Source organism: Mesorhizobium sp. HAY1-8B (assembly GCF_056868045.1).
Map to the genome: position 1 here is coordinate 6,735,029 of NZ_CP200321.1, position 19,598 is coordinate 6,754,626.

General features: G+C 62.7%; 15 protein-coding genes. 4 read left to right on the forward strand and 11 right to left on the reverse strand.

Going from position 1 to position 19,598, the window contains the following annotated elements; translation table 11 throughout:
- Nucleotides 1-36: 36 nt before the first annotated feature.
- Nucleotides 37-864 carry a hypothetical protein gene (locus AC1VON_RS32365; RefSeq protein WP_483126103.1) on the reverse strand — a complete coding sequence of 276 codons (828 nt, stop codon included), beginning with the start codon at nt 862-864 and terminating at the stop codon, nt 37-39.
- 90 nt (nt 865-954) lie between these two features.
- A complete protein-coding gene (locus AC1VON_RS32370; RefSeq protein WP_483126104.1) occupies nt 955-2,508 on the reverse strand; it encodes a cation:proton antiporter in 1,554 nt (517 codons plus the stop codon).
- A gap of 123 nt (nt 2,509-2,631) precedes the next feature.
- Between AC1VON_RS32370 and AC1VON_RS32375 the strand changes: the two genes are divergently transcribed.
- Nucleotides 2,632-3,258, forward strand: a complete 627-nt coding sequence (locus tag AC1VON_RS32375; RefSeq protein WP_483126105.1) for a glutathione S-transferase family protein — start codon at nt 2,632-2,634, stop codon at nt 3,256-3,258.
- Between the two features lie 20 nt (nt 3,259-3,278).
- Here the strand turns inward: AC1VON_RS32375 and AC1VON_RS32380 are convergent, their stop codons facing one another.
- The 9 genes from AC1VON_RS32380 to AC1VON_RS32420 form a co-directional block, all read right to left on the reverse strand.
- Entirely contained in the window at nt 3,279-4,343 is a 1,065-nt protein-coding gene (locus AC1VON_RS32380) for an ABC transporter ATP-binding protein (RefSeq protein ID WP_056577610.1), read from the reverse strand.
- A 16-nt stretch (nt 4,344-4,359) separates the two neighbouring features.
- Nucleotides 4,360-5,151, reverse strand: coding sequence for an ABC transporter permease (locus AC1VON_RS32385; protein WP_172348666.1), 792 nt, complete (start codon nt 5,149-5,151; stop codon nt 4,360-4,362).
- On the reverse strand, nt 5,148-6,065 hold the full coding sequence (locus tag AC1VON_RS32390; RefSeq protein WP_445299303.1) for an ABC transporter permease: 918 nt from the start codon (nt 6,063-6,065) through the stop codon (nt 5,148-5,150). Before AC1VON_RS32390 ends, AC1VON_RS32385 begins: the two co-directional genes overlap by 4 nt.
- A gap of 64 nt (nt 6,066-6,129) precedes the next feature.
- On the reverse strand, nt 6,130-7,236 hold the full coding sequence (locus tag AC1VON_RS32395; protein WP_172348665.1) for an ABC transporter substrate-binding protein: 1,107 nt from the start codon (nt 7,234-7,236) through the stop codon (nt 6,130-6,132).
- A gap of 242 nt (nt 7,237-7,478) precedes the next feature.
- A complete protein-coding gene (locus AC1VON_RS32400) occupies nt 7,479-8,651 on the reverse strand; it encodes an iron-containing alcohol dehydrogenase (protein ID WP_483126106.1) in 1,173 nt (390 codons plus the stop codon).
- 18 nt (nt 8,652-8,669) lie between these two features.
- Entirely contained in the window at nt 8,670-10,058 is a 1,389-nt protein-coding gene (locus AC1VON_RS32405) for an aldehyde dehydrogenase family protein (RefSeq protein ID WP_483126107.1), read from the reverse strand.
- A gap of 182 nt (nt 10,059-10,240) precedes the next feature.
- Nucleotides 10,241-11,611, reverse strand: a complete 1,371-nt coding sequence (locus AC1VON_RS32410; RefSeq protein ID WP_056577936.1) for a glutamine synthetase family protein — start codon at nt 11,609-11,611, stop codon at nt 10,241-10,243.
- Nucleotides 11,612-11,698: 87 nt separating this feature from the next.
- Nucleotides 11,699-13,255: an amino acid permease gene (locus tag AC1VON_RS32415; RefSeq protein ID WP_483126108.1), complete on the reverse strand. Its 1,557-nt coding sequence runs from the start codon at nt 13,253-13,255 to the stop codon at nt 11,699-11,701.
- Between the two features lie 21 nt (nt 13,256-13,276).
- Nucleotides 13,277-14,095, reverse strand: a complete 819-nt coding sequence (locus AC1VON_RS32420; protein WP_483126109.1) for an N-formylglutamate amidohydrolase — start codon at nt 14,093-14,095, stop codon at nt 13,277-13,279.
- 136 nt (nt 14,096-14,231) lie between these two features.
- On the opposite strand from AC1VON_RS32420, the gene AC1VON_RS32425 reads away from it, so the two are divergent.
- The 3 genes from AC1VON_RS32425 (at nt 14,232) to AC1VON_RS32435 (ending at nt 19,539) form a co-directional block, all read left to right on the forward strand.
- The gene (locus AC1VON_RS32425; RefSeq protein ID WP_483126110.1) at nt 14,232-15,059 is read left to right on the forward strand and encodes a MurR/RpiR family transcriptional regulator; all 828 of its coding nucleotides are present in this window, start codon (nt 14,232-14,234) and stop codon (nt 15,057-15,059) included.
- 191 nt (nt 15,060-15,250) lie between these two features.
- Nucleotides 15,251-16,411: an efflux RND transporter periplasmic adaptor subunit gene (locus AC1VON_RS32430; RefSeq protein WP_483126111.1), complete on the forward strand. Its 1,161-nt coding sequence runs from the start codon at nt 15,251-15,253 to the stop codon at nt 16,409-16,411.
- The gene (locus AC1VON_RS32435; RefSeq protein ID WP_483126112.1) at nt 16,408-19,539 is read left to right on the forward strand and encodes an efflux RND transporter permease subunit; all 3,132 of its coding nucleotides are present in this window, start codon (nt 16,408-16,410) and stop codon (nt 19,537-19,539) included. The genes AC1VON_RS32430 and AC1VON_RS32435 overlap by 4 nt, the downstream gene beginning before the upstream one ends.
- Nucleotides 19,540-19,598 lie beyond the last annotated feature (59 nt).

Genomic DNA, 19,598 nt, shown 5'->3' on the forward strand with positions numbered 1-19,598 from the left:
TCACCTAAGAGTCTGGCAACGAACAGGGGATTTGTGTCACCGATAATCAGCGAGATAAGCCATTTCTACTGATGGCCGGACAAAACCATACGGGCCAAAATCAGGTGTCACGAAGGATCCGCGAGCAATAAGTGGCTGAATTGCTTTCCAATTTATCGGATGACCACTATCCCTTAGCTTGACTATTTCTTTCTGAAACTTCGGATTACCAGAGTCTCGCATGTCTATAAGATACTGAAGAGACACTTCCTGAGGGGTTGCTTCCAGGTATGCCGCTACGTTTCCCAGGTTAGAGCCGATCCATGCTGCAAGTCGGGCTGTCTCTAACAGCACTATCGCGTCAGGAAACCCGGCACTTACAACGTCGAAAGCTCTATTGCGGAGATTTGTTCCCAAAAGAAGGAGTTTGCCCTCAACCAGAACCTCCCAGATCGGCTCGTGTCTAGGGTGAGGCTTACCGGACCAATATCTCTCCATCCAGTTCTGTTCATCAGGAAAGCTAATCCAGTTGGCATCGTGCTGAATGCCCGATGTGGTTGCTTCTGCAAGACTGAGCTCAGTCAGATTTTCGGCGGTAAACGATCCGCCCCATGAACTTGCTAGTTCCGCGCTTCGACGATCAACAAAGACATACATGCCTCGTAGCCTAGAGACGGCCTGGGGGAATCGAGCGGCGCGGACACGCTCCAAGGCAAACTCTCGCGACGCGCGCTCGCGGGAGTTCGCGGCCAACATCGTGGCCATCCATACGGATAGAAAGCCGGGTTCGGCAGGCGCCTGCACGAGCACGCCACGGTATGCGGCCCAGGCGCAAACTGGATTCTCCAAATTGAGGTAACACCACGAGTCGGCCTGATAGATCATCATCGGCACCATAACTTAGGCGAGCTATGCCGCCCGCCACAGAGAATTGCTGGTAGCCATAGCATCAAGCGTTAGAACCCTTTCTGAGGCCTAATCCGTCGTCAGCGGCTGGAACCGGCCCGCCGGCGACGCCGCCAGTTCCGCCCAGTCGATCTCTTCCTCCAGCCGATGATAGGCCTCGTCGCCGATCGTGCCGTTGCGGCGCAACTCCTCCAGCGTGTCGCGCTGGCGATTGATGGCATAGAGGCGCAACCGGTCATATTCGGTTGCCGCCTGTGCGTCCTCCGGGTTTTCCGCGATAACGCGTTGGGCCTCGTACTGCTCTCGCACGACAGCCGCCGCAGCCGAATTCTTGCGGCTCAACACGTCGAGTGCTGCCTGCATGATGGCCACGCGTGCCTGGGCCACCTCGCGGTCTATCGTGGTATCCCGTTCGAAGTTGAGTATCCGCAGCAGGGGTTTCAGGCTCATGCCCTGCAGCACCAGCGTGCCCAGAACCACAGCGAAGGCGGCAAGCACGATCGGATCGCGGCCGGGAAAACCGGCCGGCAGGGCAATGGCCACCACCAGCGTCACAAGCCCGCGCATGCCGCACCAGCCGATGAGCACCGCGCCGCGAAACGTCGGCACGTCCGGCCTCCCGTCTTCGCCGCCGAAGCGGGCGAACCATCGGATGATGGCAACGTAACTCGCCACCCAGACCAGGCGTGCCACAATCACGACAACCAGCACCGTCGCGGCAAAGAGAAAGGCTTCGCCCTGCCCTTCGCCGGAGAGCCGGCCAACGATCGAACGCGCCTGCAGGCCCATCAGCACGAAAGCCAGCACGTTGAGCACGAACACCGCCGACTCCCAGACCGAATAGGTGCTGACGCGGCGTCTCGCCGATATGCGGCGCGGCGCCCGGCGCGCGATGGTGATCGCGTAGACGACGATGGTGATGATGGCGGAAAGACCGAGCCTGTCGGCCAGGATCCACACGCCGAATGTTCCGGCGAACTGCACCACGGTGCTGCTCGCCGCATCCTCGATGCGGGTAAGCGTCAGCAGCGAGAAGCGACCAAGCACATATCCCCCCACCAGGCTGCCAATGGTCGACAGCAAGATCGTCGGAATGGCGTTGCTCAGCATGATCGAGCCGAGCGCCGCCGAAACGGCCAGCCGGTAGATCAGGAGGGCCGTGGCATCGTTGAGCAGGCTCTCGCCCTGCAGGATGGCGGTGATGCGGTGCGGCACCTTGAATTGCCCCAGTACGGCGGATGCCGCCACCGCGTCCGGCGGCGCGACGATGGCGCCGAGCGCGATCGCCGCCGCTATTGGCAGGCCGGCCATCTTCCAGCCGACGAAGGCAACGACGACAGTGGTGAAGACAACGGCGCCAAGCGCCAGCAGCACCAGCGACAGCCTGTAGCGCTTCAGGTCGCGCAGCGAGGTGTCATAGGCGGCGTCGAGAAGCACCGGCGCGATGAATAGCGCAAGCGCCAGTTCCGGATCGATCTCGATCATTGGCGCACCAGGCACGAAGGCAATCGCAACCCCGGCCAAGGCCAGCAGCGACGGATAGGGAATCTCCAGCCGCCGCGACAGCGCCGTCAGCGCGACCGCCGTCAAAAGCAGGACAAGCGTCAGTTCGAAAAGAGCCATGAGCGGTGCTTCCGTGAGACGGGATTGCCGGCGCGGATATGCCTGCAGGATGCGGTGGATTGGCCATCAAACTCAAGCCCTCTGGCAGTAGGCTTCAAACCACCTCCCGATTAAAAGACCGGTATGATCCTCATCGGCCAATATGACTCGCCTTTCGTGCGCCGCGTCGGCATCGCGCTGATCCTGTATGGCATCTCCTTCGAGCACCGTCCGTGGTCGGCCTTCGGCGATGCCGAGAAGATCCGTCCCTACAATCCGCTGACGCGGGTGCCGACCCTGGTGCTGGACAATGGCGAGGTGCTGATCGAAAGCCATGTGATACTCGACTATCTCGACAGCCTTGTTCCGGCCGATCGCAGGATGTTTCCGGTGAGCGAGCCGATGCGTCATCAGGCGCTGAAAGTGTCAGCTCTGGCTACCGGGCTCGGCGACAAGGCGGTCAGCCTGTTCTACGAGAAGCGGCTGCACGAGAAGATTTCCCATGTCTGGGTCGGGCGCTGCCGCATGCAGATCGAGGCGGTGCTCGCCGAGCTGGAGGCCGAACGGGCCGAACGTCCGACAGCGTATTGGTTCGGCGACCATATCGGTCATGCCGATATCGTGGTCGCCGCGGTGCTGCGTTTTATCGGCGAGGCGCATCCAGGCCTAGTGTCGCTGGCCGATTTCCCAGCCCTCGACGCGCACGCCAAGCAAATGGAAGCCTTGGCGGTCTTTCAGGAGATATCGCAGCCGTTCATTGCGCCGGCTTGAGGTCGGCGCTCAGCGAAATTTCAATGAAGGACCAGCATATCCCCCGACGAGAACGAAATCTCGGCCTTTTCGCCAACGGCGGGCGGCGGTGTGGCCGGACTGTTGAACGTATCGAGCGACACCGTGTTGCCGCCAATGCCGACACGAACCCGGATTACCGAGCCGAGGAAGTGCACTTCGGAAATCTCGCCGGACAGACTGGAATCGCGGCCGGGCTGGCGGCCGAGCGAAATCGCTTCCGGCCGCAGCGCCAGCGACAGCGTGTCGCCCGACTTCGAGCCGTTGAGCTTGCCCTTGAGCGAGACTTCCTGCGTGTTGACCTGAACCGTGCCGGCCGCGGCGTCGGTGACCTTGCCTTCGAGCACGTTGAGCGTGCCGACGAAATTTGCCACGAACTTGGTTGCCGGCCGGTTGTAGATCTCGAACGGCGTGCCGACCTGCTCGGCCTTGCCGCCATACATGACGGCGATGCGGTCGGAGATCGACAGCGCTTCCTCCTGGTCATGGGTGACGAAGATGGTGGTTATGCCGAGCTTCTTCTGGATGGAGCGTATTTCCTCGCGCAGCGACACGCGCACCTTGGCATCCAGCGCCGACAGCGGCTCGTCGAGCAAAAGCAGCTTCGGTTTCGGCGCGATCGCGCGCGCCAGCGCGATGCGCTGCTGCTGGCCGCCTGAGAGCTGGTAGGGATAGCGGTCAGCCATCTGGGGCAGCTTGATCATGTCGAGCATCTCGGCGACGCGCTTGTCGGCATCGGCCTTCGACATGCCGGCGACCTTCAGCCCGAAAGCGATGTTCTGTGCCACGGTCAGGTTCGGGAACAGCGCGTAGGCCTGGAACACCATGCCGACGTTGCGCTGGTTGGGCTTCAGCCGCGTAATGTCCTTGCCGGCAACGACGATCTTGCCGGCCGAGGGCTCCTCGAAGCCGGCGACCATGCGCAGCACCGTCGTCTTGCCGCAACCGGACGGTCCGAGGAACGAAACGAATTCGCCCGGCTCGACGTCAAGGCTGAAATCCTGGACCACGGTGTTGGAACCGTAGGACTTTCGCACATGCTGGATGGACAGGAATGGCTCGGCCATGGCTTTTTCTCTCAGGTCAGTTCGGTCGGTTAGCCGATTTCGGCGCGAAGCGGGACAGTATCTGGATGAGCGACATGCAGCCCCAGGTAATGGCGAAGGCGATGATGGCAAGGGCCGCGGGCTCATAAGCACGGTTGGCGCCGATATTCTGCAGATAGGGACCAAAGGCCGGGCGGTTGAGCAGGCTCGCCATGGTGAACTCGCCGATGACGATGGCAAAGGTGAGGAAGGCGCCCGACAGCACGGCAATCAGAACATTGGGCAGGATGACCCGGCCAATGATCGTGCCCCAGCCGGCACCCAGGATCTGAGCCGCTTCCGTCAACGTGCGCACATCGATGGTGCGCAGCCCGGTGTCGACGGCGCGGTACATGTAAGGCAGTGACAGCGTTGCATAACCGATGACCAGCAGGGCGTTCGCACCCATATTGCTTCCCAGGAACGGCAGCGGCGAATTCGAGCCGTACATCCTGATATAGCCGAAGACGATGACGATGGCCGGAATGACCAGCGGCAGCAAGGTGATGAACTCGACGATCGGCCTGAGCTGCGGCAGACGCAGCCGGATCCAATAGGCCGCCGGCACAACGATCAGCACACCGAGTATGATGGTGAAGACGGCCGCGATCACCGAATACAGGAAGGTCGACTGGAAGCGCGCGTCGCCGAGCACGATCCGATAGGCGTCGAAGGAATGAACGCCGCGGCGCATGCGCAACGAGAACTCGACCGTCGCCATCAGCGGAATGAAGAAGTACGCGGCCCCGACAATGAAGATGACCCAGGCCCAGAACTTACCCGACTTCATTTGAGCCACCTTTCGGAGCGTGTCCGGAACCAGATGTAGAAGACGTTGGCCAAACCCGTGATGACGATCATGCCGAAGGCGATGGCATAGCCAAGCTGCGGATTGTGCAGCACGTCACCATTGATCTGCGAATAGAGCTTGATGGGAACGATGTTGAGCGCCGGACCGGCAAACGCGTAAGCCGTGGCGATGGCGCCGAAGGCGTTCGCGAACAACAGGATGACCGTACCGAGGAAGCTCGGCCATATAACCGGGATGACCACCATGCGCCAATACTGCGCCTGCGTGGCGCCGAGCGTGGCGGCCGCCTCGCCCCATTCCTTCTTCAATCCGTCGATGGCCGGCACGATGATGACCACCATCAGCGGAATCTGGAAGAACAGATAGACCGCGATCAGGCCCGACGTGGTGAGGAAATTGAAGCCCATCGCATAGATGTTGATATTGAGGACGTCACGCAAAAGCGTGGTGACGATGCCGACGCGGCCAAGCGTTGCCAGGAACGCGAACGCCAGCGGCAAGCCTGCGAAATTCGACGCGACGCCCGAAAAAGTCAGGGTTGCGGAGCGCGTCCAGCTTGGCAGTCCGCCGCGCACGATCGCGATGGCTATTGCGAGGCCGGCAAAGGCGCCGATGATGGCCGACCAGAAACTGATCTTGATCGAAACCCAATAGGAGGCGCTGATCGACGGGTCGGTCACCAGCTGCAGGATGTTGTCCAGGGTGAAGGAGCCGTCACCGCGTTGAAACGCGCCCAGCACGAGATAGAGCGTGGGCAGGATCAGGAACATCAGGGCAAAGATGAAGAAAGGCGCCACGCCGATCCATTGCGTCGGCAGGCGGAAGGCGGTCGCCTCGTTCGGCGGCGCGGGTTTGGTGGCAAGTGCCTGATTTGAAAGCGTAAGATCGGTCATGCGCCGGCTACCGTCTTCGAGGGAAAGCCGGGCGGCCTCGCGGCCGCCCGGTGGATTTCAAGTCTTACTTGACGTTGGCGCCGACAACGGCGTCCCAGTTCTTGCTGATCGCTTCCTTGGCCTTGCCCTGCTCGTCGAGCGTCGGGAACGCGGCCGAGGCATAGGATTCAGCCGGCGGCAGCTTTGCCAGCACGTCCGCGGGGATCTTGCCGTTCTTGGCGAGATCGTTGAAGCGGATCGGGTGGCAATAGCCCTTCAGCCAGCCGATCTGGCCTTCGTCGGAATAGAGATATTCCATCCACAGCTTCGCTGCGTTCGGATGCGGCGCATACGCGCTGATCGCCTGCACGTAGACACCGGCGACCACGCCGGTCTTCGGCACGATGACGTCGACGGGCGGGTTGCCCTTCAGCGTATCGCGGCCGGCAAGCGCATTGTAATCCCAGTTGATCAGGATCGGGGTCTGGCCCTGGGCGAGCGTTGCCGGCTTGCCGACGACCGGAACGAAATTGCCGGCGGCGTTGAGCTTCTTGAAGAAGTCGAGGCCAGCGGTGCCGGCGGCTTCACCAGCAGCCGCGCCACCGGAAAGGCCGGCGGCGTAGACGGCCTGGATGGCCTGGTTGGAAGCGCGCGGATCACCGGCAAGCGCCACCGAATTGGCGAATTCCGGCTTCAGGAGATCGGCCCAGTCCTTGGGCGATTCCTTGACCAGGTCTTTGTTCACCATGAACGAAAGAACGCCGTAATAGTCACCATACCAGGCGCCATCGGCATCCTTGGCGCTGTCCGGGATCGAGTCCCAGGTCGACACCTTGTAAGGCAGCAGCAGGCCGTCGGCCTTGGCGGTCGGGCCGAAGGACAGGCCAACGTCGATGACGTCGGGAGCCTGCGGACCCTTGTTGTCCTTGTTGGCCTTGATCGCCTCGACCTCGTCGCCGGAACCGGCATCGGGGTTGAGTTCGTTGATGGTGATTTCCGGATACTTCGCCTTGAAGCCGGCGATGACGTCGCCGTAGCCGCACCAGTCATGCGGCAGCGCGATGGTGGTGAGCTGGCCCTCGGCCTTCGCGGCCTTGACGAGATCGTCCAGCGAAGCCGCGGACGAAATCACCGACGACACCATAAGGGTCGCGGCCGAAAGGGAAAGCACCTTCCCCGTGAATTTGAACATGTGTTCTCTCCGTTGAACTGACGCTGTTGAACGCCTGCGATGCGGTATCGTTTTCATGTGACAGCCAGATGAAAGCTTTGTGAAACCCTTGGCCGGCAGCAGAAAAAGTTAACTCTTTTTAACCGACTGTAGCAATTAGCCGTCACTTATTTTTCCGGCTAATCACTTTCTGCCTTGCATCTCATCCTTCCCCCTTGGTTTGCCCTGATTTTCCAGATCAATTTTCTGGCAGTCATACGCCGTCAGATCGTGCCGGCGATAGCGTTTTCCAGCAGCGTCAGCGCCGCCTTCTTGGTCAGCTTGACCGGGTTGCCGCCGGCCGTCGGATCGACCACCGCCATGTCCGCGATCAGCGCCTTGCGCTTCTTGTCCATGTCGAGCCCCTTTATCAGGCCCGGCAGCGCGTGCGGCACCTTCAACTCCTTGCGCAGCTTGATGATGGCCTTGGCAAAGCCATCGAAGCCGCCCTTGATACCGCAATAGGCGGCGAGCCGGGCAATACGCTCCTCGATGGAGTTGCGATTGAAGGCGAGCACGTAGGGCATGAACACGGCATTGGTCATGCCGTGATGGGTATCGTAGAGCGCACCGACCGGATGCGACAGCGCGTGGATGGCGCCCAGCCCCTTCTGGAAAGCGGTGGCACCCATGGCGGCCGCACTCATCATATGGGCGCGCGCAACGAGGTCCTTGCCGTTGGCGAAGGCTTTCGGCAGGTTCTCGAACACCAGGCGAATGCCTTCCACCGCGATGCCGTCGGCCATCGGATGGTAGCCCGGCGCACAATAGGCTTCGAGGCAGTGGGCAAGCGCATCCATGCCGGTGCCGGCGGTGATGAAGCCCGGCATGCCGACCGATAGCTCCGGATCGGCGATCACGATCGCCGGCAGCAGCTTCGGATGGAAGATGACCTTCTTGGTATGCGTCTCCTCATTGGTGATGACGCCGGCGCGGCCGACTTCCGATCCGGTACCAGCCGTGGTCGGCACCGCGATGATCGGAGCGATGGCGTCGGAGTTGGCGCGCGTCCACCAGTCGCCGACATCCTCGAAATCCCACACCGGCCGCGTCTGGCCCGCCTGGAAGGCGATCAGCTTGCCGAGATCGAGCGCCGAGCCGCCGCCGAAGGCGATGACACCGTCATGCTTGCCCTTCTTGAAGACGGCAATGCCGGCGGTGAGGTTGGACTCGACCGGGTTCGGCCTCACCTCCGAAAAGACGCCGTAGGGCACCTTGGCATCGTCGAGAATCTTCAGCGTCGAGGCGACGACCGGCAGTTTCGCAAGGCCAGGATCAGTGACGAAGAGCGGCCGCTTGATACCGGTGGCCGCCAAGACCTCCGGCAATTCCTTGATGCGCCCGGCGCCGAAGCGGACGGTGGTGGGGTAGTTCCATTTGGAAATCAGCTTGGACATTGCTTGTCTTTCGAAAAATCAGATGGCTTCGCGCAGGTGGAAGGATTTCGGCCGGGTCAGATTGTCGTAGCCGATGGCTGACAGTGCCGCACCCTTGCCGGTGTCCTTGACGCCGGTCCAGACCAGGGCCGGATCGAGATAGTCGCAGCGGTTCATGAACACAGTGCCGGTCTCGACGCGGTTGCCGATCGCCACCGCATGCTCGGTATCCCTGGTCCAGATCGAGGCCGTCAGCCCATAGGGGCTGTCGTTCATCAGCGCTATCGCCTCCTCGTCGTTGCGCACCTTCATGATGCCGACGATCGGGCCAAAGCTTTCCTCGCGCATGACGCTCATCTGATGGTCGACATCGGTCAGCACCTCCGGCGCCAGATAGGGCGAGCCCGCCCTGTCGTTAGCCACCTTCATGTTGATGTGCGCCTTGGCGCCCTTGCGCAGCGCTTCGGCCTTCTGCTCGCGGATCAGGTCGGCGAAGCGCGCCTGCGCCATCGGCCCCATCGTCGTCGCCTGCTCCAGCGGATTGCCGACGACATAGTTCTTGGTCTCGGCGATGAAGCCCTCGACGAACTCATCATAGACCTTCTCGTGCACATAGACGCGCTCGATGCCGCAGCAGCACTGGCCGGAATTGTAGAAGGCGCCGTCGACCAGGTTGGCGACAGCATGATCCATCTTGGCGTCGGGCAGCACATAGGCCGGATCCTTGCCGCCGAGCTCGAGGCCGAGCGTCATGAAGGTACCCGCCGCCGCCTTCTCGATCGCACGGCCGCCGCCGACGGAACCGGTGAAGTTGACATGGTCGATCTTGCCCGAGCCAAGCAGCTTTTCGGTCTGGGCATGGTTGAGCACGATATTCTGGAACACGCCCTTGGGCAGGCCGGCCTTGTCGAAGGCCTGCTGAAAGCGCTCGCCGACCAGCAGCGTCTGCGCCGCATGCTTGAGGATGACGGCATTGCCGGCCATCAGCGCCGGCACGATTGTGTTGACGGCGGTCAGATAGGGATAGTTCCAGGGCGCGATCACCATGACCACGCCGAGCGGATCCTTCTTCACATAACGCCGAAAGCCGTCCTTCGGGTTGGATGCCGGCACGGATTTCAGCGCCGCCTCGGCGATCTCGACCATGTAATTGGTGCGTTCCTTGACGCCGCCGAACTCGCCGCCATAGCGCACCGGCCGCCCCATCTGCCAGGCGATCTCGGGTACGATCTCGTCGGTCATCGCCACCAGCGCTTCGAGCATCGCCAGCATGTACTTTCCGCGCTCGACGATCGGCGTCTCGGCCCATTTCTCCTGCGCCGCCTTGGCGCGCTCGACAGCGGCATTGATCGCCTGGTCCGTTGCCACGGGCCGCTCGGCATAGATCGAGCCGTCTATGGGGGTAATGAGTTTGACCGTTTCGGTCATTTTGTAAGTCCTCGCACTTTTACAACAATCGAAAATCACATGGCTTGGGGCTACCCCCCATCCGCCTGCCGGCACCTTCTCCCGTACAGTGCGAGGAGAAGGGAAGCGCTCCAACGGCTGGCGCACCCTTTCCCATTCTCACCGGGGAAGGGTGAGGGCAGCGCCAGACGTTGGCTGCTACCCTAATACCGCTCGAACCCTCTGTGCAGTTCCCAATCCGTAATGCGGCGGTCGTATTCGAACTGCTCCCATTTTGCCGTGTGGACATAATGTTCGAGCACGTCCTCGCCGAGCGCCTGCTTCAGCATCTTGGACTTGGCCAGCGTCTCGGTGGCGTCACGCAACGTCTTCGGGATCTCCGGCAAGCGAGATGCCTGATAGGCATCGCCGACGAAAGGCTTCTGCAACTCCAGCTTCTCATCGATGCCGGCAAGGCCGGCGGCGATCAGCGCCGCGAAGGCGAGATAGGGGTTCAGGTCGGCGCCGCCGATACGGCATTCCATGCGGATGCCCTTGGTGCCCTCGCCGCACAGGCGGAAGCCGGCGGTGCGGTTGTCCTCGCTCCACATGATCTTTGTCGGCGCGAAGGTGCCGGCCTGGAAGCGCTTGTAGGAGTTGATGTAGGGCGCCAGGAACCAGGTGAATTCCTTGGCATATTTCAGTTGCCCGGCCGCCCATTGCTGGCCGAGCGTCGACAGCGTCCAGTCGGCCTTCTTGTCGAAGAACAGCGGCGTCTTGCCGTCGGCGCTCCACAGCGAGTTGTGGATGTGGCTGGAATTGCCGGCGAGCCCGTAATTGTACTTGGACATGAAGGAGATCGCCTTGCCCTCGGACTCGGCGATCTCCTTGGCGCCGTTCTTCAGGATGACGTGCCGGTCGGCCATGTCGAGCGCTTCGGCATAGCGCACATTGATCTCTTCCTGGCCCGGGCCCCATTCGCCCTTGGAATTCTCGATCGGGATCCCGGCCGCTTCCATCTCGTTGCGAAGCCGGCGCATGACACCTTCCTCCTTGGTGGTGATGCCGATCTGGTAGTCACCGATATAGGGTGAAGCGGTATCGAGGCCCTGCCAGTGCTTCTTGCGAGCGGAATCGTATGTCTCGTTGAACAGATAGAATTCGAGCTCGGAAGCGAAGTAGCCGATATAGCCGCGCTCCTGCAGCCGCTTGACCTGCTTCTTCAGGATCGCACGCGGCGAATGCGGCAGGTCGTCATGGGTGTGGTGGTCAAGCACGTCACAGATCACCAGCGCGGTCTTTTCCAGCCACGGAATGCGCCGCAGCGTGGCAAGGTCCGGCTTCATGACGAAATCGCCATAGCCTTTCGACCAGCTCGCCGCCTTGTAGCCGGGCACCGGCTCCATATCGATGTCGGCGGCCAGGAGATAGTTGCAGCCATGCGTTTCGTCATGCGCGGAATCGACGAAGTACTGCGCCAGGAACCGTTTTCCCGCCAGTCGGCCCTGCATGTCGACGATGCAGGCGAGCACCGTGTCGATCTCGCCGCTGGAGACCGCTTTCTTCAACTGATCGAACGAGAAATTTCCGGCCATTCCTTTGGCGCTCCAGTGCTTGGTCGTTGAAAGGGATAAACGAAACCATGGCCGGCACGATGCCGGCCATGGCCTTGATGGTCGGGATCAGTGGCCGGTTTCGCCGACCGCCTGTTCCGCCGCCTTGATCGCCGCCTGGCGCGCGGCGATGATGTCGCCGAGCGGCGGCCCCTGGAAGCGGTTGCGTTCGAAGGCGAACCACACGATGGCCGTCAGGATGAAGAAGCCGACGGTGATGTAGAGCGCCCAGTCGTTCGGCGGCTGGATGCCGATGATGAAGATCAGGATCATCGATACGATCGACAGTAAGGCGAACAGCATGAACACGCCGCGCCCCATGTTCCACGGCCCCATCTTGTCCCACTTCGGCGTGCCCCAGGCCAGCATGCCGAGCACGATCGGCACGGTGAAGGACAGGAACAGGAAGATGACGGTGCAGGACACGACGATGGTGTAGGCCGAGGTGCCGGCGACCGAAACCAGCGTCGAGCCCCAGACGAACAGCACCGACAGGATCGATGCCGTCCAGATCGCCGCCACCGGCGTACGGTAGGTCGGGCTGACCTTGGCGAGCGCCGCCGAGCCGGGCAGGCCGCCGTCACGCGAGAAGGCGAAGATCATGCGCGACGCCGAAGTGACGGTGGCGAGACCGCACAGAAGCTGCGCGATGAACACGACGAGGTAGACGAACTCCTTGAGGCCGGGGCTGACACGCTGGTCGAAGGCCCAGAAGAATACGTTCCAGCCCTGCTTGGCGGCATCGTCCATATTCGGGATCATCAGCACGAAAGCGGCCAGGAACAGGTAGCCGAAAACGGCCGACCAGATCACCGACATGACCATGGCGCGTGGCACCGAGGAAGCCGCCTTGATGGTTTCCTCGGAGGTATGAGCCGAAGCGTCGTAGCCGGTGATCGTGTAGATCGGCAGCAAGAGGCCAAGTGCGAACACCCAGGCATTGGAGACGGACGGCCAGACACCGGCGCCGGCGTCGCCCGAATAGTTGTGGAAGGTGAAGAGACGGCTGAAATCCCAGGTCTCGGCGGAGAACAGGCAGACGACCGCGATCAGGATCGAGCCGAAGAAGATCAGGTAGCCAGAGAAGTCGGTCAGCTTCGCCGTCAGCTTGATGCCGAGATGGTTGATCAAGGCTTGGGCGCCGGTGATGATGACCAGGAAGATCATCTGGTTGCTCAGCGTACCCTCGATGCCGAGCGCCGGCCCGAAGGCGCCGACGAAGAACGTCCAGGTGCCGACATTGATGGCGCCCAGCACGGTGATCAGGCCGAGCAGGTTGAGCCAGGCCGTCACCCAGCCGGTGCCGCGATTGCCGAGGATCGAGCCCCAGTGATAGAGCCCGCCGGCGGTCGGATAGGCCGAGCTGATCTGCGACATGGCAACGGCAAAGGTCAGCGACACGAAGCAGCCGACCAGCCAGCCGATGCCGATGCCGATGCCGCCGGCGCCGGAGGTTGCCTGGGCCAGCGAATTGATGCCGCCCGACAGGATGCAGATGATCGAGAAGGAAACCGCGAAATTCGAAAAGCGGCTGAGCCGCCGCTCCAGTTCCTGGGCATAGCCCATGCTGTGGAGGTGCTTTACGTCCTCCGCCTTGTCAACGTCTGTATAACCCGGTGCTGCCATTGGAAGTCCCCTGTTTGTTTTTCAGCTGGCCGATTGGACTGACTTTCTGACTGAATGCGATCTGGGCCGCGTGACCTCCTCTGGTTCCAGATCCGAAAAAATGCCGGTGAGCAGATCCGCCCATTTCCGCTGCCCGGTCTCGCCGGAGATTTCATCGTTGCGGATTTCGATCATCGCGCAGGGTAGCCCGCGCGAGCGCGCATGCCGTTCCAGCGTGAAATAGACGCGGTCGGCTGGCGAATAGGGTTCGTTGACGCCGACGGTGATGCCGGCAAGCCGCCTGAGCGCCGATATCAGCGGCGAGGCCAGCCTGCGGTCCTCATCGTGGATGATGCCGATATGCCAGGGCCGGTTGCGGCCCTTGTAGACGGGCGTGAAGGAATGCACGGAAACCAGCCGGGTCTCCTGGCCGCGCGCCAGCCGTTCCTCGACGATGCGCTCGATGGCGTCATGAAACGGCTGCCATGACAGGGCGACCCGCGCCGCGCGCTGCTTGTCGGTCAGGCCGGCATTGCCGGGAATGACCGTCGTTTCGCTGACCGGCGACACCAGGTCCGGCGCATCGAGCGGCCGGTTGCAGTCGATGACAAGGCGCGAAATTCGGGTTTCGACCAGCGTCGCATCGAGGGCCTGCGCCATGCGCAGCGCAACCGGCAGCGCGCCGGGATCCCAGGCGATGTGGCGGGACAGGTCCTCGACGGCAAGGCCGAGCATACCGAATTCGGCGGGCAGGAAATTGGAAGCGTGATCGCAGGTCAGCACGAAGGGGCTTGATCCGCCAAGGTTGGTCACCCCAACGGTATCAGACGATGCAAGGCTGGCGGGCCGTGCTTTCTCCATAGTCTGCCGTCCCCGGGGAGCGCTGTATCGTATGTTACGTATTTTGCCTCATTGCGTCCCTATGGATGATTTCATACAGTTTGCCCGGCTTTGTCAAATGCGATCTCATGGGCAGGGCCAGCGGGTGGGGGAAAACATGATTTCCAGCATTGCCGAACTGATCGCCGACCGCATCGGCACGATGCCGGCCGGCGAACGGCGCGCGGCCCAGACGCTGATCGCGAGCTATCCGATGATCGGCCTGAAGACGGTCGCCGAGTTCTCGGCCGCGGCCGGTGTCTCCTCGCCGACGATCCTGCGCTTCGTTGCCCGGCTCGGCTTCCAGAACTATCCGGAATTCCAGTCGACCTTGCAGGACGAACTGGCGGCGCAATTGCAATCGCCGGCGATACGAACCCTCAACCCGCCCTCGCCCGGCGGTGGTACGGTCTCGCCGATGCTGGAAGCAACGCTCGACAATATGCGCGAGACCTTCCGCCACCTTTCCGACAGGCAGCTTGCCGATATCGCGGCGCGGCTTGCCGATCGCCGTGGCAAGACATTTCTGATCGGCGGCCGCTTCACCGACCCGCTGGCGCGCTACATGGCCGCCCATCTCGCCGTTATCCAGCCCGATGTCTTTCACCTCGCCGGCCAGGAGAGCATGTGGCGTGACCGGCTGATCGACATGGGCAAGCGCGATGTGCTGGTGATCTTCGACATCAGGCGCTACCAGGACAGTCTCGTCCGCTTCGCCGAGAAGGCGCACCAGCGCGGCGTCCAGATCGTGTTGTTCACCGATCAGTGGCTGTCGCCTATCGCCCGGTTCGCCCGCCATGTCATCGCCGGACGAACCGCTGTGCCGTCGGCATGGGATTCTTCGGCGGCACTTTTCGTCGTCGCCGAAACGTTGATCGGCGCCGTCACAAGACAGCTCGAGGCCGACGGCGCCCGTCGCATCCGCGAGATGGAAGGCCTGCGTTAGGCCAATCGCATCCGCTCCAACCGGGCGTCCCGGATTTCACGTTACCGAGATTTAATGTGCACGATTGCGTGATAATTGCCATAAACCGGTGATATCGGGTGTGGGGTGGCCGGTGTTCGCTGCCAGCCCTTATCGTCGCTGCATCCGTTTCCACTTGGAACCGGCAGACGATTCTTGCCGCTGGAGTATCGATGCCGAGCTGGAAACAGATTGTCCTTGCGTTTGTGATCGTGGTCGCCGCCGCGGCCGCGTGGGCGCGCTTCTACCCCGGCGCTCCCGAAGTGCTGGCGCGCTGGGGTATCGACTGGGCCTATGGCGCGACACCTCCAACGAAAGAAACAGCGGCAGGTGGCTCCCGGCAGACGGGGGGCAACCGCGCCCAGATTGCCACCATCGTTGCATCGCCGGCCGCCTCGGCTGTTATCAACGATCGCCTGCAGGCGATCGGCACTGGCCGCGCCAACGCTTCGGTGACCGTCAATCCCTACAGTTCCGGCCGCCTTGCCGAACTGCTGGTCGAATCCGGCAGCCATGTCGACAAGGGACAGATCATCGCGACGCTCGATTCCGAGACCGAGGTCATCGCCCAGGACCGGGCGAAACTCGCTTTGCAGGACGCGCAATCCAAGCTCGATCGCGTCAAGTCGCTACGCGCCTCGAATGCCGCCACGCCGGTGGCGGTGGCCGACGCCGAGGTGACCTTGTCGAATGCCAAGCTGGCGCTCCAGGATGCCGAGCTCGCGCTGCAGCGCCGCTCCATTCTGGCACCGATCGCCGGCACCGTCGGCATCCTGCCGATATCGGCCGGCAACTATGTGACCAACCAGTCGGCGATCGCCACCCTCGACGACCGCTCCTCGATCCTGGTGGATTTCCAGGTGCCCGAACGCTTCGCCGCCGCCGTCAAGGTCGGTGCTCAATTGACCGCGACTCCGATCGCCAATCCCAGCAACGCCTATACCGGCACGGTTTCGGCCATCGACAACCACATCGACGAGAAGAGCCGCACGCTGCTGGTCAAGGCCAAGATCGCCAATCCCGCCGATTCGCTACGCGCCGGCATGTCGTTCTCCATCACCATGAAATTCCCCGGTGAGACCTATCCGGCCGTCAGCCCGCTGGCGATCCTGTGGGGCTCGGACGGCGCCTATGTCTGGCAGATCGAGGACGGCAAGGCCAAACGCGTGCCGGTGCGCATCATCCAGCGCAACACCGAGACCGTGCTGATCGACGCGGAGATCGACAGCGGCGACATGGTGGTCACCGAAGGCACCCAGAGCGTCAGCGAAGGCGGTGAGGTCCGCATCGCTGGCCAGGAACAGCGCGCCGCCAACACCGCCGAAGGCTCATGACCGGACCCGCCAACGCCGCCAGCGATACCGGCTTCACCGCCCTGTTCATTCGCAGGCCGGTCATGGCCTTCGTGCTCAACGTGCTCATCGCGGTTGCCGGCCTCGCGGCCTTTTACGGCGTCGAGATCCGTGAATTGCCCGATGTCGACCGCGCGGTGGTCACCGTTTCGACCACTTTCGAGGGTGCGGCCGCCGAGACCGTCGACCGCGAATTGACCGACACGATCGAGGGCGCCGTCGCCCGTGTCTCCGGCGTCAAGTCGATCTCTTCTTCCTCCTCCTTCGGCTCGAGCCGTGTCACCATCGAGTTCAACGACGGTGTCGACCTCAATGTCGCCGCCTCCGACGTGCGCGATGCCGTTGGCCGCGTCGCCAATCAGATGCCGGACACGGCCGATCCGCCCCGCATCGTCAAGGCCGATGCCAATTCCGACGCGGTGATGCGCCTGGCGGTGACCTCGGACAACATGTCGATCCAGGACATGACCGTGGTGGTCCAGGACCAGATCGAGGACGAACTGGCCGCCGTGCCTGGCGTCGCCGACGTCCAGGTCTACGGCGACCGCGACAAGATATTCCGCATCGACGTCGACCAGAACAAGCTCGCCAGCCTTGGCTTCACCGTGGCCGATCTCAGGGCAGCCCTTGCCTCGGTTGCTTTCGATTCGCCCGCCGGTTCGATCACCACGACCAACCAGGACCTGATCGTCCGCACCACGGCCGACGTGACCACGCCCGAGGAATTCGAAAACATCATCATCGGCGGCACGACGCGCATCCGCGATGTCGCCACTGTCACGCTCGGCCCCGATGTCGGCCAGACCACGTTGCGTTCCGATGGCAAGACCGGCATCGGTATCGGCATCATCCGCCAGGCGGAATCGAACACGCTGGACATTTCGACCGGCGTCCAGGCCGCCGTCGCCAAGCTGCAGGAGAACCTGCCCAAGGGCATGGCGATCAAGATCACCAGTGACGACGCCGTCTTCGTCAAGGGCGCCGTGCACGAGGTCGAGATCGCGCTCGGCCTGTCCGTCACCATGGTGCTGATCGTCATCTACGTCTTCCTGCTCGACTGGCGCGCGACGCTGATCCCGGGCCTGTCGATGCCGGTCGCCATGATCGGCACCATCGCCGCCATCTATCTGGCCGGCTTCTCGGTCAATATCCTGACGCTGCTCGCCCTCGTGCTGGCCACGGGCCTTGTCGTCGACGATGCCATCGTCGTTCTGGAAAATATCGTGCGACGGCGCAACGAAGGCATGGGACCACGCGCTGCCGCCGTGCTCGGCGCCCAGGAAGTGTTCTTCGCCGTCGTCGCCACGACGCTGACGCTGGTCGCCGTCTTCGTGCCGATCTCGTTCCTGCCGGGCCAGACAGGCGGCCTGTTCCGCGAATTCGGCTTCGTGCTTGCCATGTCGGTGCTCCTGTCCTGCGTGGTGGCGCTGACCCTTTGTCCGATGCTCGCCTCGCGCATGCTGACAAACGCATCGCTCCACCATGAAGGCGGCCAGGGCATCGGCGCCCGTATCGGTGGCGCGTTGAATGCCGCCTACAAGCGCGCGCTGCGCGCCTGCCTCGACGCGCCCTGGATCGTGGTTCTGGTCGCTGTGCTGTTTGCCGGCACCGCCTTCACCCTGTTCGGCACCATCCGCCAGGAACTGACGCCGACCGAGGATCGCGCGGCGGTGCTGCTGCGCATCAATGCCCCTCAAGGCGTCAGCCTCGACTACACGACGCAGCAGATGCAGAAGATCGAGAAGCTGATCCAGCCGATGCGCGATTCCGGCGAGATCCGCTCAACCTTCGAGAATGCCGGTCAGAACGGCTCGTACAATTCCGGCTTCATGGTGATGACGCTCGCCCCTTGGAACGAGCGCAGCCGCAGCCAGCAGGAGATCATGGCCGAGATCAGCCAGCTGACCAGGCAGGTGCCGAGTGTGCGCATCTTCCCGGTGCAGCCCAACAGCCTTGGCATCCGCGGCGCCGGCAACGGCCTGCAGTTCGCACTGGTCGGCAACGACCGCAAGGCGCTTGGCGACGCGGCGGTCAAGATCATCGCCGAGATGCAGAAGGACCCGCGCTTCCAGACGCCGCGCCTGTCGATCGACCCGACGCAGCCGCAGCTGGCCGTCGCCATCGACCGCGAGCGCGCCTCCGATCTTGGCATCGACATTACGGGGCTCGCCAACACCATGCAGGCCATGCTCGACGGCAATGATGTCGTCGACGTCTACATCGCCGACCGCAGCTATGGCGTGAAACTGGTCTCGACCACCAATCCGATCAACGATCCGACCGATCTTGAAAATGTCTTCCTGAAGACGGGCGACGGCCGCTTCGTGCCGATGTCGACCATCGCCAAGCTGACCGAACGCGCCGTGCCGCCGTCGCTGTCGCGCGAGCAACAGCAGCCATCGGTGGCCATCACCTCCAACCTGTCGGGCAATTTCGCGCTTGGCGACGCGCTGAGCCGCGCCGAGGAGATCGCCACGCCGCTGCTGCCGCCGGGCAGCCGCATCCTGCCGCTGGCCGAGGCCGCGACGCTGGGCGAAACCAACAGCGCCATGGTCACCATCTTCGGCTTCGCGCTGGTCATCATCCTTCTGGTGCTGGCCGCGCAGTTCGAAAGCTTCGTCAGCGCCGTCATCATCATGGCGACGGTGCCGCTCGGCCTTGCTTGTGCGATCTTCGCCCTGCTGCTGTCAGGCACCAGCCTCAACGCCTATAGCCAGATCGGCCTGGTGCTGCTGGTTGGCGTCATGGCCAAGAACGGCATCCTGATCGTCGAATTCGCCAACCAGCTGCGCGACCGCGGGCTCGGCGTGCGCGAGGCGATCGAGCAAGCTTCGATCATCCGCCTGCGGCCGGTGATGATGACGATGATCTGCACCATACTTGGCGGCGTGCCGCTGGTGCTGGCCGCCGGCGCCGGCGCCGAGGCGCGCGTGGCGCTCGGCTGGGTGATCGTCGGCGGGCTGGGGCTGGCAACCATCTCGACGCTGTTCCTGACGCCGGTCGCCTACCTCCTGCTTGGCCGCTTCGTCACCCCGAAGACCCATGAGGAGGCACGCCTCAAGCGCGAGCTCGAGGAAGCCGCCTACACCAATATGGAGCCGGCGGAGTAGGCAAAATCCGGGAAACGGGATGGCTGTTTTCCACCCGCGGCTTCGTCAGGGAAGATAGT